Origin of the sequence: Pseudonocardia oroxyli (genome assembly GCF_900102195.1) — a bacterium.
Taxonomy (GTDB): domain Bacteria; phylum Actinomycetota; class Actinomycetes; order Mycobacteriales; family Pseudonocardiaceae; genus Pseudonocardia; species Pseudonocardia oroxyli.
The window spans coordinates 215,041-229,692 of record NZ_FNBE01000003.1 but is presented as its reverse complement, the minus strand read 5'-3'; the positions used below and the strand labels follow the sequence as shown (position 1 = coordinate 229,692).

12 protein-coding genes are annotated in these 14,652 nt (G+C 73.2%); 2 read left to right on the top strand and 10 right to left on the bottom strand.

From position 1 onward, the window contains the following. Positions 1 to 51 precede the first annotated feature (51 nt). Positions 52 to 816 carry an SDR family NAD(P)-dependent oxidoreductase gene (locus tag BLS43_RS06075; protein WP_093078017.1) on the bottom strand — a complete coding sequence of 255 codons (765 nt, stop codon included), beginning with the start codon at positions 814 to 816 and terminating at the stop codon, positions 52 to 54. A 177-nt stretch (positions 817 to 993) separates the two neighbouring features. On the opposite strand from BLS43_RS06075, the gene fabG reads away from it, so the two are divergent. After that, positions 994 to 1,755, top strand: a complete 762-nt coding sequence (gene fabG / locus BLS43_RS06070; RefSeq protein ID WP_093078014.1) for a 3-oxoacyl-ACP reductase FabG — start codon at positions 994 to 996, stop codon at positions 1,753 to 1,755. A 66-nt stretch (positions 1,756 to 1,821) separates the two neighbouring features. Here the strand turns inward: fabG and BLS43_RS06065 are convergent, their stop codons facing one another. The 7 genes from BLS43_RS06065 to BLS43_RS06035 all read right to left on the bottom strand — a co-directional run bounded on the left by BLS43_RS06065 (position 1,822) and on the right by BLS43_RS06035 (position 11,245). After that, positions 1,822 to 3,165: a GH39 family glycosyl hydrolase gene (locus BLS43_RS06065; RefSeq protein ID WP_093078011.1), complete on the bottom strand. Its 1,344-nt coding sequence runs from the start codon at positions 3,163 to 3,165 to the stop codon at positions 1,822 to 1,824. Between the two features lie 12 nt (positions 3,166 to 3,177). Beyond that, complete coding sequence (cydC, locus tag BLS43_RS06060) at positions 3,178 to 4,866, bottom strand: thiol reductant ABC exporter subunit CydC (protein ID WP_093078008.1); 1,689 nt, start codon at positions 4,864 to 4,866, stop codon at positions 3,178 to 3,180. Next, complete coding sequence (gene cydD, locus BLS43_RS06055) at positions 4,863 to 6,509, bottom strand: thiol reductant ABC exporter subunit CydD (RefSeq protein ID WP_093078005.1); 1,647 nt, start codon at positions 6,507 to 6,509, stop codon at positions 4,863 to 4,865. The genes cydC and cydD overlap by 4 nt, the downstream gene beginning before the upstream one ends. After that, positions 6,509 to 7,498, bottom strand: coding sequence for a cytochrome d ubiquinol oxidase subunit II (gene cydB, locus BLS43_RS06050; RefSeq protein ID WP_093078001.1), 990 nt, complete (start codon positions 7,496 to 7,498; stop codon positions 6,509 to 6,511). The genes cydD and cydB overlap by 1 nt, the downstream gene beginning before the upstream one ends. Before the next feature lie 43 nt (positions 7,499 to 7,541). After that, positions 7,542 to 8,963 (bottom strand): cytochrome ubiquinol oxidase subunit I, encoded by a 1,422-nt coding sequence (locus BLS43_RS06045; RefSeq protein WP_093077998.1) that lies wholly within the window; start codon positions 8,961 to 8,963, stop codon positions 7,542 to 7,544. Between the two features lie 130 nt (positions 8,964 to 9,093). Further along, positions 9,094 to 9,855, bottom strand: coding sequence for a dienelactone hydrolase family protein (locus BLS43_RS06040; RefSeq protein WP_093077995.1), 762 nt, complete (start codon positions 9,853 to 9,855; stop codon positions 9,094 to 9,096). Between the two features lie 103 nt (positions 9,856 to 9,958). Then, positions 9,959 to 11,245, bottom strand: coding sequence for an acyl-CoA dehydrogenase family protein (locus tag BLS43_RS06035; protein ID WP_093077992.1), 1,287 nt, complete (start codon positions 11,243 to 11,245; stop codon positions 9,959 to 9,961). A 100-nt stretch (positions 11,246 to 11,345) separates the two neighbouring features. On the opposite strand from BLS43_RS06035, the gene BLS43_RS06030 reads away from it, so the two are divergent. Further along, positions 11,346 to 11,903, top strand: coding sequence for an Rv1733c family protein (locus BLS43_RS06030; protein ID WP_093077989.1), 558 nt, complete (start codon positions 11,346 to 11,348; stop codon positions 11,901 to 11,903). A 140-nt stretch (positions 11,904 to 12,043) separates the two neighbouring features. On the opposite strand, the gene dinB is transcribed toward BLS43_RS06030, so the two are convergent. Together dinB and BLS43_RS06020 are read right to left on the bottom strand one after the other, a co-directional pair. Further along, positions 12,044 to 13,258, bottom strand: a complete 1,215-nt coding sequence (gene dinB, locus BLS43_RS06025; protein WP_093077986.1) for a DNA polymerase IV — start codon at positions 13,256 to 13,258, stop codon at positions 12,044 to 12,046. A 97-nt stretch (positions 13,259 to 13,355) separates the two neighbouring features. Next, entirely contained in the window at positions 13,356 to 14,597 is a 1,242-nt protein-coding gene (locus BLS43_RS06020; RefSeq protein ID WP_245707325.1) for an aminotransferase family protein, read from the bottom strand. Between the last annotated feature and the right edge of the window lie 55 nt (positions 14,598 to 14,652).

Below are 14,652 nucleotides of genomic sequence, written 5' to 3'. Positions count from 1 at the left end.
GCCCGGATGATGGCAGACCTCGGCCCCTGCCCGCCGTGTCGAACGCGGAGATCAGGTGATCGTGATCCCGCCGTCGACGGCGAACGTCTGGCCGGTCACGTAGCCGCCCGCGGAGCTGGCCAGGAAGACGAGCGCGGCGGCGAGCTCCTCCGGATCGCCCTTGCGTCCCAACGGGACCCGCTGCTCGAGCATCGTGTCCAGGTAGCCGGGCTGGTAGGTGTCGGTCATCTCGGACTCGACGAAGCCCGGGGCCAGCGCGTTGACCCGGATGCCCTTGCGGCCGCCCCACTGCTGGGCCAGGTCGCGGGTCAGGCCGATGAGGCCCGCCTTGCTCGCGGAGTAGGCGGCCTGGGGGAGGCCCGCGGTGGTGAGGCCGAGGATGCTGGAGATGTTGACGATGCTGCTGCCGGGCTCCATGACCCGCCCGCAGGCCTGCGCCATCCAGTAGCAGCCGTTCAGGTTGACGTCGATGACCTGCGTGAACTGCTCGACGGTCTCCCGGGTCGCCGGGTGGGCGGTGCCGATGCCCGCGTTGTTCACCAGGACATCCACCTGGCCGAACTCGGCCATCGCGGTGTCGACGAGGTTCTGGCACGCGGGCTGGCTCGCCACGTCGGTGGCCACCGACAGCGCGCGCCGGTCCAGCCCCTCGACCAGCTTCTGGGTGTCGGCCAGCCGGTCGGCGCGCCGCGCCCCGAGTACGACGTCCGCTCCGGCCTCCGCGAGCGCCTTCGCGAAGGCCACTCCGAGCCCCGACGACGCGCCCGTCACGATGGCCACCCTGCCACTCAACGAGAACCGCTCCAGAACCGTCATGGGGGACGACCCTAATGCAGTCGCACCACGCCGCCGACGTGTCTCGTGTGACACGGCTTGCCCACGGACGGCGAGGCGATGCGAGGATCGGGGCGATCCGATCGTTCGATCGGGAGCGCGGTGTCGAGCGGCGTGGTGGCAGCAGCGCAGTGTCGGCGAAGTCGAAGGAGACGGGACATGGCGGAGACCCAGGGGCGGGTCGCGATCGTGACGGGTGCGGCGCGCGGGATCGGCGCGGCGACGGCGCTGCGGCTGGCGCAGGACGGCTTCAAGGTCGCGGTGATCGACCTCGAGGAGTCCGCGGCCAAGGGCACCGTGGAGGCGATCGCCGCCGCCGGGGGCACCGCTCTCGCCATCGGTGCGGACGTGGCGGACGCGGCGGCCGTCGAGGCGGCGGTCGCGCGGGTCGCCGAGGAGCTCGGCGCGCCGACCGTGCTGGTCAACAACGCGGGCATCACCCGGGACAACCTGATCTTCAAGATGGCCGAGTCGGACTGGGACGCCGTGATGAACGTGCACCTCAAGGGCTCGTTCCTGATGACCAAGGCCGTCCAGAAGCACATGGTGGACGCGAAGTTCGGCCGGATCGTGAACCTGTCGTCGACCTCGGCGCTGGGCAACCGCGGGCAGGCCAACTACTCCACGGCGAAGGCGGGTCTGCAGGGCTTCACCAAGACCCTCGCGATCGAGCTGGGCAAGTTCGGAGTCACCGCGAACTGCATCGCGCCCGGCTTCATCGCCAGCGAGATGACCAAGGCGACCGCCGAGCGGCTGGGCCTGGACTGGGACGAGTACCGCACCGCGCGGGCCGAGGAGATCCCGGTGCAGCGTGCCGGCGAGGTCGAGGACATCGCCCAGACGGTGTCGTTCTTCGTCGACGAGCGCTCCGGCTTCGTCAACGGCCAGGTCATCTACGTCGCAGGCGGCCCCAAGGCCTGACGACGATCGGCGCGTTCGCTCACTCGGTGTGAGCGGACGCGCCGTTCGCCGTCGAGGGGCGGGTGGTCAGGAGCGGGCCGGGGCGGTGCCGATGCCGTAGGGCGGGATCGGGTCCTGGCCCTGCACGGGGACGGACTGGTCGCTCATGTTCGCCACGAGCACCGAGCCGTCCGGGGCGCGGAAGGCGATCAGCGGCTGGGTCTGGCTCGTGCCCAGCTCCATCCCGCCCGCGGCGAGTCGGGGGACGAGCCACTCCCAGGCGGGGGTCAGCGGGGTGGGCTGCCCGCCGTCCGCCTCGGTCGCGTCGGTCCACAGGGCCGCGTACTGCAGGTCGTACTCCTGCGGGCCCCAGAGCAGGGCGCCCGCGGCGCCGGAGCGGGCGAACGCGTCGACCGCCGAGATCGTGGCGGCGGCGCTGGCCTGGCTGGTCGCCGAGGCGTCCTGGCCGGGCGGGACGTCCGGGTAGAACTCGGCCCACCAGATCGGCAGGTTCGACTTGCTCTGCAGCCACCGGTCGACGTCGACGAACTTGCGCGCCGCGTCGTCCAGCCTGCCGCTGATCGTGCCCTCCCGGACCGCGGTGCCGCCGTCGACGACGAGGAAGTCCGCGCCGACCTTGTTCGCGAACCAGTAGTCCAGCGCGTCGATCACCCGCTGGTCGAGCGCGCCCCACGGGCCGGTCAGCTCGTCGGAGGCGTTGGTGTCGTCCCGGGTCAGGCTGATCATGACCGGGTACGGGCCGCCGACCTGCACGTCCGGCCGGACGGCCTTCACCGCGGTGTAGACGCGGTTGTAGAGGTCCGTGTAGCCCTCGTAGTCCCAGCGGTTCCACTCCGGGTGGAAGAAGCCCTTGAGCTCGTTCCAGACCTGCACCTTCTCGATCTGCGGGTAGCGCTGCACGGTCTGCGCGACGAGGTCGGCGTAGGCCTGGAACTGGTCCGGGTCCGGCGCCTTCTCCAGCTGGTCCCAGTCGGTCTGCCCGGCCTGGCCGCCCTTCATCCAGTCCGGCGCACAGCAGGCGGTGAGGATGGTCTTGGCGCCCGCGTCCTGGACGAGCTTCATCCGCCGGTCGAGCGTGGACCAGTCGTAGTCGCCGGGGGAGGGCTCGGGGTTGAGCGTGCCGAAGCCCATCAGGTGCACGTTCTGCCAGTCGCCGCTCTTGGCGAGGATCGCTGCGCCGCGCGCGTCCGCCTCGGGCACGTCGGCGGCGTCGAGCGTGTTCTGGGTGTGGGTGACGCCGAGCTCCAGCGGCGTCGCCTGCGGCTGCCAGTCCCACCCCTCGGACAGGTCGAGGCCGGACACCGTGCGGTCGGTCCCCTCCCCGCTCGGCGTGGGGCCGCCGGAGCACCCGGCGAGCAGGACGAGGCCCGCCGCGACCGCGGCGACCAGAGGAGCGAGTCTCGTACGCACGGGGGAAGCGTCTCAGTGCCGGGCTGTGGTCATGCTGAGAGGGGTCTGTAGCCGTCCGTCCGATATGCGCAGAACGTGGTCCATGCGGTCGAGCAGGGCGGGGTCGTGGGTGATCAGCAGGGTGGTGCGGCCGGCCGCGGCGGTGAGCAGGTCGTCGAGCACGACGTCCCGGGTGGCCGGGTCGAGATGGGCCGTCGGCTCGTCGAGGACGAGCAGGGCGGGATCGGTCAGCAGCGCCCTGGCGAGCGCGAGCCGCCTGCGCATGCCGCCGCTGAGGCGGTGCCCGTGGGTGCCGACCCGCTCGTCGAGCCCCAGGTCGAGCCGGACCCGGTCCAGCACGTCCCGCAGCTCGGGATCGGTCGCGTCCGGCCTGGCCAGGCGCAGGTTCTCCCGGACGGTGCTGTCGAAGACGTGCGGGTCCTGCGGGACGCCGCTCACCGCGGCACGCACCGCGTCGGGGCTGCGGCGCAGGAGGTCGGCCTCGCCGAGCCGGACCTCGCCGGTGGCGTCCATGAACCGGAACAGCACCGCGGCGAGCGTGCTCTTGCCCGCCCCACTCGGCCCGACGACGGCGACGTGCGTCCCCGCGGGCACGTCCAGGTCGACCCCGTGCAGGACCTCGGTGTCGCCGTAGCCCGCCCGCAGCCCGCGGATCCGCAGGTCGGCGGAGTGCGACGGGACCGGGGTCGGGTCCGCGGGTGCGGTGGCCGGTGGGGTGTCGAGCACCGCGAACAGCCGGTCGCCGCTCTCCCGGACGGCCCCGAGCCGGGCCGCCGCCGCGGGCAGCGGCGCCACGATCTCGAACGCGGCCAGCGCGGTCAGCACCAGGACCGCCAGTGGGATCGGCGCGAGATCGCCCCTGGTCACCGCCGCGACGCCGAGCAGCAGCGAGCCCCACAGCGTCAGCCCGGCGATCAGGGCGGTGGCGCCCGCCCCGAAACCGAGGACGGCCGCGTCCCGGCGCGCGGCCCGGGTCAGGGCGGCGTCGGCCGCGCCGACCTGCGCCCGCGCGCGGTCCATCGCGCCGTAGGCGAGCAGGTCGGGGGCGCCGTGCAGGGTGTCGACGAGCCGGGTGGCGAGCTCGGCGCGCGCCGCCGCGGCCCGGCGGGCCGGGCCCCGGCCCAGCCGCGCCGCGAGCAGCGGGACCCCGAGCCCGGCCAGCAGCAGCCCGCCCAGCAGGAGCAGCCCGCCCTCGGTGAGCAGGGCCGTCGACAGGGCGACCACGCCGCCGCCGACCAGCAGCGCGCTCAGCGGGGGTGTGAGCCCGCGGACCAGCAGGTCCTGGGTGGCGTCGGTGTCGCTGACCAGCCTGCTCACCAGGTCGCCGCTGCGGAACCGGCGCACCGGTTCGGTCGCCGCGAGCCGGGCGTAGACGCGGTCGCGGGCCTCGGCGAGGGTGCGCAACGCGGCGTCGTGGGTGACCAGCCGCTCGAGGTAGCGGGCCACCCCGCGGGTGACGCCCAGCGCCCGCGTCAGCACCACGGCGACGCTGAGCGCGGTGACCGGCGGGTGTGTCGCGGCGGTGGCGATGAGCCAGGCCGCCAGGCTCAGCAACCCGACCCCGGCCGCGGTGGCGACCGCCCCCAGCAACACCCCCAGCAGGAACCGCGCGCCCCGGGGCCGCGCCAACGCGAGCATCCGCACCAGCCCGCCGCGCCCGCCGGTGAGCGGCTGCGCCGTTCGCTCCTCCGGGGCGCTCATCGGGCCATCTCCGGCGAACGGCCCGTCCGCTCCGCGGGGGTGAGCGACAGCGCCGTGCGCCGGTCGGGGGTGGTCCAGGCGGGGTCGTGGGTCACGATCACGGCGGTGCGGCCCTCGGTCAGGCTCTCGACGGCGCGGCGCACGGCCGCGGCGTTGTCGGGATCGAGGTGGGCGGTGGGCTCGTCGAGCAGCACCACGGGCGCGTCCCGGAGGAAGGCCCTGGCCAGCGCGACGCGCCTGCGCTGCCCGCTCGACAGCCGCGTCCCGCGCTCCCCGAGCCGGGTGTCCAGGCCCTCGGGCAGATCCGCGATGACCTCGTCCAGCTCCGCGCGGTGCGCGGCCCGGCGGACCTCGTCGAGGGTCGCGTCGGGGGCGCCGAGCCGGATGTTGTCGGCGAGGCTCTCGTCGAACAGATGGGGGTCCTGCGGGACCCAGGCGAGGGTGCGTCGCCAGGCCGCGGCGTCGACGTCGGCGAGGTCCACGCCGCCCACGGTGACCCGGCCCGCGGTGGGCTCGGTGAAGCGCAGGAGCAGGTTCAGGATCGTCGACTTGCCCGCGCCGCTCGGACCGCTGATCACGGTGGTCCGGCCGGCCGGGAACACCGCCGACAGACCGGACAGCGCGGTCCGCTCGGGGTGGACGACCCAGACCTCGTCCAGCTCGATGTCGCCGCGCGGGGCCGGTGCGGTGCCGTCGGGCCCGCCGTCGCGCGAGTCGAGCACCGCGAACACCTTCTCCGCCGCCGCGACACCCTCCATCGAGGCGTGGAAGCGGGCCCCGACCTCGCGCAGCGGCAGGTACGCCTCCGGGGCCAGGATCAGCACGAACAGGGCGGTGCTCAGCGGGAGGTCACCCCACAGCAGCCGGAACCCGATCTCCACCGCGACCAGCGCGACCGCGAGCGTCGCGAGCACCTCGAGCACGAAGGCCGACAGGAACGCCACCTTCAGCGTGCCCATGGTCGCCTCGCGGTGCTGGTCCGTGACCCGCCGGACCAGCGCGGCCTCGGCCTTCGCCCGGCGGAACAGGGCCAGGGTCGGGAGCCCCTCGACGACGTCGAGGAAGTGTCCGCCCAGCCGCTCCAGCAGCGACCACTGCCGCGCGGTCCGGGCCTGGGTGTGCATCCCGACGAGCGCCATGAACAGCGGGATCAGCGGGAGGGTCACCGCGATCACGACCGCCGAGATCCAGTCCGCGCCCGCCACCACGACCAGCACGGCCACCGGCACGAGCACGGCGAGGACGAGCTGGGGGAGGTACCGGGCGAAGTAGTCGTCGAGGGCGTCGAGCCCCCGGGTCGCGAGGGTGACGAGCTCGCCCGCGTTCCGCGGACGGCCCCGGGTGGTGTGCTCGACCAGCCGCATCCGCAGCTGCGACTTGGCCTTCGCGGCGCTGCGCAGCGCCGCGGCCTCCGACCCGTAGGCGAGCCCGGCCCTGGCGACCGCGACCGCGGCGACGGCCGCGATCACCAGGGCGAGCTCCTCGAGCCCGGCTCCCGCGGTGGCGTCCGCGATCACCCGGGACACGAGCCACGCCTGCAGCAGGATCAGCCCGGTGAGGGCCGCCCCGCACCCGATGGCGACGAGCAGGTGCGTGCGGACGGCGCTCGCCGTGCGCAGCAGGCGGGGGTCGAGGGGTCTCATCAGTGCGCCGCGGGGATGTGGTCGCGGCCGACCCGCTTGCGGAACACCCAGTAGCTCCACGCCTGGTAGCCCAGGACCAGGGGCAGGAACACCAGGGCGACCCAGCTCATCACGGTCAGCGTGTAGGGCGCCGAGGCGGCGTTCGCGATCGTCAGCGAGAAGGCGGGGTCGGTGGTGGAGGGCAGGACCTCCGGGAACAGCGTCCCGAAGATCGTCACCGAGAGCAGGCCGACCGCGACGGCGGTGGCCGTGAAGGCCCAGCCCTCCCGCCCGCGCCGGATCGCGACGGCGCCCGCCACCAGGGCGACGACGGCGACCACGCCTGCCGCGAGCGCCCCGCCGCGCCCGGTCCACGCCACGAACGCGACCAGCAGCGGGAGCACGACCAGCACCGAGCGACCCGCGAACGCGCGCGCCCGCACCCGCACCGGCCCGTCGGTCTTCAGCGCCAGGAACACCGCGCCGTGCAGCAGGAACAGGCTCAGGGTCAGCAGGCCGCCGAGCACCGCGTAACCGTTGAACAGGGCGAACACGCTCGCCGTGACGACGTGGTCGGCACCCATCTCCAGGCCCCGCACGAGGTTGGCGAAGATCAGGCCCCACAGGAACGCCGGAATCGCGCTGCCGAGGACGATCACCGTGTCCCAGCGGGCCCGCCAGCGGGCGGTGTCGCCCTTGCCGCGGTACTCGAACGCCACCCCCCGCCCGATCAGGGCGAGCAGGATCAGCAGCACGGGCAGGTAGAAGCCGCTCAGCATCGACGCGTACCAGGCCGGGAACGCGGCGAACGTGGCGCCGACGGCGGTGATCAACCAGACCTCGTTGCCGTCCCAGACCGGCCCGATCGAGTTGATCATCACGCGGCGGTCGGTGTCGTCGCGGGCCAGCACCGGGAGCAGGGCGCCGACGCCGAAGTCGAAGCCCTCCAGGACGAAGTAGCCGGTCCACAGGACGGCGATGGCGAGGAACCAGACCAGGGGAAGATCCATCGTGGGCTCCTGAGTCGAGGTGCGGACCCTGACGAGCAGGTCCTCAGTAGACGAAGGCGGGGACGCGGTCGTCGTCGGTGCGGTCGGGCTCGGCGGCGTCGTTCTCGGGGTACGGCATCACCGCGGCGGTGCCCGCCTTCACGTACTTCGCGAGCAGCCCGAACTCGACCACCGCCAACACCGCGTAGATCAGGGTGAAGGCGGACAACGAGATCGCCACCTCGGTCAGGCTCACCCCGGGGCTCACACTGTTCGCGGTGAGCAGCTCGCCGACGACCGTCCAGGGTTGGCGGCCCATCTCGGTGAGGATCCAGCCGAAGATGTTCGCCAGCAGCGCGGCCGGCAGGGCGGCGACGACGAGCCGGTACTGCCAGTCCCACCGGAAGAGGCGCCCGCCCCGGGTCAGCCACAACCCGACGACCGAGACCGCCACCCCGGCCAGGCCGAGCCCCATCATCATCCGGAAGGCCCAGTACAGGAGCCCGACGTTCGGGATGTAGCTGCCCGGCCCGAACTCCGCGGTCAGGCGCTCCTGGATGTCGTTGATGCCCTGGACGTCCCCGTCGAAGTCGCCGGTGGCGAGGAAGGCGAGCAGGCCGGGGACCTGGACGTTGACGTGGTTGCGGCCGTCCTGGATGTCACCGACGGCGAAGATCGAGAACCCGGCCGCGTGCTCGTCGTCCCACAGCGCCTCGGCGGCCGCGAGCTTCATCGGCTCGTACTGCGCCATGAGCTTGGCCTGGTGGTCGCCGCTCACCGTGACGACGATCCCCGCCACGAGCGTGACCACGAACCCGACGCGCAGCGTCCTGCGGAACAGCTCGTGCTCGCGCTCGTCCTTGCGCGTGAGCAGCTTGTACGCGCTCACCGCCGCGACGAACAGGCCCGCGGCGATGAACGCGGCGCTGACGACGTGCAGGTAGGTCGACCACGCCTGGTCGTTGCTCAGGACGGCCCAGATGCTGGTGAGGCGGGCCTGTCCGGTCGTCGGATCGATCTCGAAGCCGACGGGGTGTCGCATCCAGGCGTTCGCGGCGAGGATGAAGTAGGCGCTGAGGTTCGTGCCGATCGCGGCGGCCCAGATGCAGGCCAGGTGCACGCGCCGGGGGAGCTTGTCCCAGCCGAAGATCCAGAGTCCGATGAAGGTCGACTCGAGGAAGAAGGCCAGCAGCGCCTCCATGGCCAGCGGGGCACCGAAGACGTCTCCGACGAAGGTCGAGTAGGCGCTCCAGTTCATCCCGAACTGGAACTCCTGCACGATCCCGGTGACCACGCCCATGGCGAAGTTGATCAGGAAGAGCTTGCCGAAGAACTTGGTGGCGCGCAGGTACTCGGTGCGGCCGGTGCGATGCCAGGCGGTCTGCAGGGACGCGACGATCACCGACAGCCCGATCGTCAGCGGGACGAACAGGAAGTGGTAGATCGTCGTGATCCCGAACTGCCAACGGGCCAGGTCCAGCGCCATGGCGGAGGCTCCTCCCGAACTTCTACAACATGTAGAGCGTTCGGGTTCAGTTCTACACGAAGTAGAAGATCGCTGTGGTGTGAGCAGCGCCTCCGGCGCCCGTGCGCGGTAAGTGGTGCCAGAGCACCACTTACCGCGCACGACCGTCGGACGAGCCGCTGAGGTGTCGGGCGAGGAAGTCGTTCGCGGCCCGCCCCGCGAACCGGGGGACACCGGTGTGGCCGCCCGTGGTGGCGTGGAGGGTCTTCTCGGCGCTGCCGAGCGCGTCGAACAGGTCGAGGGCCTCCTGACGGTCGTTGTCCTCGTCGTCCCACTGCAGCAGGACGTGCAGGGGGACGGCCACGGTGCGAGCCTCGGCCAGCGACCGGCGCGGGATGCGGCTCCCGGCGAACAGGACCGCGGCGGCGAGACGCGGCTCGACCACCGCCATCCGGACGCCGATCGCGATGTTCCCGCCCGCGAGCCCGACCGGTCCGTGGAGGCCGGGCAGGGTCAGCAGGGCGTCGAGCGCGGCGCGGTGCTCCGGGACGGCGGCGTCGACGAGCGGGAGGACGAGCCGGTCGACGGTCTCGTCCGGGACCTTCTCGCCGGCGAGGATCGCCCGTCGCAGGTCGGCGCGGGCGGCCTCGGCGTCCGGCGCGCGGCGGCGGTCGCCGCAACCGGGCAGCTCGAGGGTCGCGGCGGTGAACCCGGCGGCCAGAGCATCGCGGGCCCGGTCGAGGAGCCGCGGGTACATCCGGTCCAGCCCGCCGGGATGGCCGAGCAGGACCAGCGGGCCGGGCCCGGAGGTCCAGAGGATGCCCGGGATCCCGTCGGGGTCGCCGGCGGGGGTGAGGGTGAAGCGGCGCTCGCGGACACCGTCGTCGAGCGTTCGGTCGGAGGTGACGTCCATCCCGAAGGGATACCGCGGCCCGCCGGCGGTTTTCCGCGGCGCCGAGCGGTCGTGCGCGGTAAGTGGTGCCAGAGCACCACTTACCGCGCACGGGCGCGGAGCGCTAGTCGTTCGCGGTGGCCAGCTCCAGGTACTGCGCGAACTTCGTGCGGGCGGCCTCGGTGCGGGTCGGGACGTGCTCGGTGGGCACGTCGACGGCCTCGTAGCCGCGCAGGATGCGCTTGGCGAGGGCGGCCTTGTGCACCTCGTCCGGGCCGTCGTAGATCCGCGCGGCCCGGGCCGCCCGGTACATCTGCTCCAGCGGCAGGTCGCCCGAGAAGCCGAGCGAGCCGTGGATCTGGACGGCCCGGTCGATCACGTCGTGCAGCACCCGCGCGCCCCAGAACTTGATCATGGCGATCTCGTTGCGGGCGTTCGACGCGCCGACCTGGTCCATCGTCCACGCCGCCTGCAGCGTGAGCAGGCGGGCGGCCTGCATCTCGGCGGCCGAGGTGGCGACCCAGTCCTGGATCATCTGCTTGTCGGCGAGCACCGAGCCGTGCGCGTAGCGCGAGACCGCGCGCTCGCACAGCATGTCGAAGGCGCGCTTCGACTGGCCCAGCCACCGCATCGCGTGGTGGATGCGGCCGGGGCCGAGGCGCTGCTGGGCCAGCTTGAACCCGTCGCCGGGGTTGCCGACGAGGTTGGTCTTCGGCACCCGGACGTCCTGGTAGAGGATCTCGGCGTGCCCGCCCTCGAGCTGCGGGTGCACGGTGGAGTGGTCCATCACCGGGATGTCGCGCAGGATGGTCACCCCGGGGGTGTCCACCGGGACGATGATCATCGACGAGCCCTGGTGCGGCGAGACGTCCGGGTCGGTCACGGCCATGACGATCAGGAAGTCCGCCCGGCTCGCGTTCGACGAGAACCATTTGTGCCCGTTGATGACGTACTCGTCACCCTCCAGCACCGCGCGGGTGGTGAGGAGCGTCGGGTCCGCGCCCGCGCCGGGCTCGGTCATCGAGAAGCAGGACCGCAGCTCGCCGCGCAGCAGCGGGAACATCCACTGCTCCTTCTGCTCCGGTGAGCCGCCGATCGCCAGCAGCTCCGCGTTCCCGGAGTCCGGCGCCTGGTTGCCGAAGATGCCGGGCGCGAACCGGCTCGCGCCGAGGATCTCGTGCATCAGCCCGAGCTTGACCTGGCCGAACCCGCCACCGCCCAGCTCCGGCGGCAGGTGCGCGGCCCACAGGCCCTGATCCTTGACCTGCTCCTTGAGTGGCGCGGTGATGCGTGCGTACTGCTCCGGGCTCAGGTCGAGCGTCTCGATCGGGTAGATCTCCTCGCGGACGAACCCCCGCATCCACGCCAGCTTCTTCTCGAACTCGGGTTCGGTGGAGAAGTCCCACGCCATCGTGCACCTCCGCTGCCTCGGCTCCGGTGATCCACGCTAGTTGATGCACACGCTTCAAAGAAGGGGTAACGCGGTCCGGACGCCGGGCGACTCCTCTCCCATGTCGGGTGGACTCCCTCGTCGGCGGACGGATCGCATCGAGGACGCGGCCGCCGTCCTGCTCTGCGGGATCGGCGTCGTCCTGCTGGTGATCGCCGCGGTCCTCGGGGTGATGGCGCACGGTTCGGTCGCGGCGCGCGCGGCGAGTGAGGGCGCGCAACGGTCGGCCGTCCAGGCGACCGTCACCCGGATCCCGGACCTCCCGCCCGCGGACGACGACGTGAGCCCCGGTTCGCGCCGCGTCCTCGCGAGCTGGACCGCGCCGGACGGCACGCCGCGCTCCGGGCTGGTCAGCGCGCCGATCGGCGCCGAACCGGGGGCCCGCGTCCCGCTCTGGACCGACCGCGCGGGCACCGTGGTGCGGGCCCCCGTCTCGCCCCTCGCGGCGGGCCTGGTCGGGGGTGTCCTCGGGGTGCTGGCCGCGCTGCTCGGTCTCCTGCTCGTCTACGGCGGCTGGCGGCTCGTCCGGCTGGTCACCTGGCGGCGGAACGCCGCGGTCTGGGAGCGCCGCTGGGCCGAGGTCGAGCCCGCCTGGTCGGGGCGGACCTCCACCGCATGACGGAGTTCACCCGACGGCAACCCGGCGTGGGGTGACCCCGCGCGGGTCCGCTCGTTGAACAGGACGCCGGTATCGGCGGGGACTGGGGAGCCCCCTCGCCGATACCGGCAGATCCGTGTCCCGTGTCCGGACCCGGGGCACTAGCCGTCGGGGAGCAGCGGCACCTCCCAGCCCTGGTTCCGGCCCAGCCGGGCCGCCCGGGTGACCGACTCGGACCCGAATCGGGTGCGCAGGTCGTCGAGCGTGCGGTCGAGATCGGGCCCGTCGGTGCGCTCGAACGGCAGGGCCAGCTGCATCGCGTCCCCCGCGTCGAGGTTCGTGAGCGAGATCCCGACGAGCGTGGTGCCGCGGTCCAGACACGTCGTCAGCGAGTCCGCCAGCAGCCTGCGCGCCGCGGCCAGCAGGGTCGGCGTGTGGTCGGTGGCGCGGGCGAGGGTGTGCGAGCGGGTGGCGCGCGTGTAGTCGCCGAACCGCAGCCGCAGGACGACGGTGCGACAGGTCCGGTCCGCCCCGCGCAGCCGCTTCCCGAGCCGGTCGACGATCCCGGCCAGGATGACGTCCAGCTCCTCGGGGGTGCGGTGGCGGCGGCCCAGCGCGCGCTGGGAGCCGATGGACCGGCGGCGCACGCCGGTGTCGACCACGCGCGGGTCGTGGTTGTGCGCCAGGGCGTGCAGGTGCCGCCCGGAGGCCCGGCCGAGCAGGCTCACGAGCGTGGCCTCGCCGAGGTCCGCCACCTCGCCCACGGTCCGGATCCCCAGCGCGTGCAGCTTGGCCTCGGTGACCTTCCCGACGCCCCACAGCCTGCCGACGGGCAGCGGGTGCAGGAACGCGAGCTCCCCGCCCGGCGGGACCTCCAGCAGCCCGTCCGGCTTGGCCACCCCCGAGGCCACCTTCGCCAGGAACTTCGTGCAGGCCACTCCCACGGTGATCGGCAGGCCCACCTCGCCCGCCACCCGCTCCCGCAGGCGCCGGGCGACGGCGGTGGGGGAGCCCGCGATCCGCCACAGCCCGCCGACGTCCAGGAACGCCTCGTCGATCGACACCCCCTCGACGACCGGGGTGGTGTCCCGGAAGACCGCGAACACCGCCTTGCTGGCCTCGGTGTAGGCGGCGAACCGCGGCGGCACGACGATCGCGCGCGGGCAGAGTGCCTTCGCCTGCCGCCCGCCCATCGCCGTGCGCACCCCGAAGGCCTTGGCCTCGTAGGACGCGGCGAGCACCACCCCGCCGCCCACGATGACCGGGCGCCCGCGCAGCCGCGGCGCGTCCCGCTGCTCGACCGACGCGTAGAACGAGTCGAGGTCGGCGTGCAGGATCGACGCCTCCGCCCTGCTCAGGATGCGCGACACGAACAGATGTTCGCATTCGCCCCCGACAATTCCCCGCCGAGAGGAACCTCAGGGCGATTCCGGCACCCCCGGCATCGCCCTCAGGTTCCTCTCGGCGGGGAAGTCAGGCGACCTGGTCCAGGCCCTTGCGGACGGCTTCGGCGAGTTGGTCGAGGTGGTCCTCCGTCGCCGTCAGGGGCGGGCTGAAGCCCAGCGCGCTCACCATCGGACGGATGATCACCCCGTGCTCGCGGACGGCGTTCGCCACGCGCCCGGTGATCCCCGGCCGGTCGGGTACGAGCTCGAGGGCGCCGAGGAAGCCGGTGCCGCCCCGCGCCTCGGTGACGAGCGGGTGGTCCGCCAGGCCCTGCAGACGCTGCAGCAGCGGCCCCTCCAGGGCGTCCGCGCGGGCGAAGAGCCCGTCGCGCTCGTAGAGCTCGACCGTGGCGAGCCCGGCGGCGCAGGCGACGGGATGCCCGGAGTAGGTCTGACCGTGCCGCAGGACGGTGCCCGGGGTGTCCCAGAAGGGCGCGGCGACCGCCCCCGAGGCGAGCACGCCGCCGAGCGGCTGGACCCCGGACGTCACGCCCTTGGCGAAGGTGACCAGGTCCGGCGTGATGCCGAAGCGGTCCACCCCGAACCAGTCGCCGAGCCGGCCGAAGCCGCAGATCACGGCGTCGGCGACGAAGAGCACGCCGTGGCGCGCGCACACCTGCGCCGCCGCCTCGATGTACCCGGGCGGCGGCGGCAGCACCCCGCCCGCCCCGATCACGGGCTCGCAGAAGAATGCGGCGATCCGCTCCGGGCCGAGCTCGCGGAGGGTCTCCTCGAGCATCTCGGCGTCGTTCCACGCCGTCTGCACGACGTCCGGCACGAACGGCGGCGCCACCCGGTTGCCGGGGATGCCCGCCAGCGAGGTGCCCAGGCCGTGCGTGCCGTGGTAGCTGTGCTCGCGGTGCAGCAGGATCGTGCGGTCCGGCTGCCCGGTCAGCGCGAAGTGCGCGCGGGCGATCTTGGCGGCGGTGTCGATCGAGTCGCCGCCGCCGCTGGTGAGGAACACCTTCGCGTCCGCCATCGGTGCGCGGGCGGCGAGCGCGTCGGCCAGGGCGAGGGCGGGCTCGTTCGCGAAGTCGGTGAACAGGTGGTAGGCGTCGAGCCTCCCGAGCTGGGCGGTGACCGCGTCGGCGATCTCCCGGCGGCCGTGGCCCGCGTTGGCGTACCAGAGGCTCGCGGTGGCGTCGAGGTAGCGGGTGCCCGCGGCGTCCCAGATCCAGACGTCCTCGGCCCGGGTGATCACCGTCTGGGACCGCTTGACCGATTCCATCGCCGCGAACGGGTGCCACAGGGACTCGGTGCCGATGCTCATGGTCGACAAGGGTAGGCAGGGACCCGACAGCTGAGCCATCCCAGCGAGGAGGAGA

Excerpts from the sequence above, each read along its gene's own strand:
- BLS43_RS06075 (WP_093078017.1), bottom strand. The coding sequence starts at position 816 with ATGACGGTTCTGGAGCGGTTCTCGTTGAGTGGCAGGGTGGCCATCGTG.
- fabG (WP_093078014.1), top strand. The coding sequence starts at position 994 with ATGGCGGAGACCCAGGGGCGGGTCGCGATCGTGACGGGTGCGGCGCGC.
- cydC (WP_093078008.1), bottom strand. The coding sequence starts at position 4,866 with ATGAGCGCCCCGGAGGAGCGAACGGCGCAGCCGCTCACCGGCGGGCGC.
- cydD (WP_093078005.1), bottom strand. The coding sequence starts at position 6,509 with ATGAGACCCCTCGACCCCCGCCTGCTGCGCACGGCGAGCGCCGTCCGC.
- cydB (WP_093078001.1), bottom strand. The coding sequence starts at position 7,498 with ATGGATCTTCCCCTGGTCTGGTTCCTCGCCATCGCCGTCCTGTGGACC.
- BLS43_RS06045 (WP_093077998.1), bottom strand. The coding sequence starts at position 8,963 with ATGGCGCTGGACCTGGCCCGTTGGCAGTTCGGGATCACGACGATCTAC.
- BLS43_RS06040 (WP_093077995.1), bottom strand. The coding sequence starts at position 9,855 with ATGGACGTCACCTCCGACCGAACGCTCGACGACGGTGTCCGCGAGCGC.
- BLS43_RS06035 (WP_093077992.1), bottom strand. The coding sequence starts at position 11,245 with ATGGCGTGGGACTTCTCCACCGAACCCGAGTTCGAGAAGAAGCTGGCG.
- BLS43_RS06030 (WP_093077989.1), top strand. The coding sequence starts at position 11,346 with ATGTCGGGTGGACTCCCTCGTCGGCGGACGGATCGCATCGAGGACGCG.
- BLS43_RS06020 (WP_245707325.1), bottom strand. The coding sequence starts at position 14,597 with ATGAGCATCGGCACCGAGTCCCTGTGGCACCCGTTCGCGGCGATGGAA.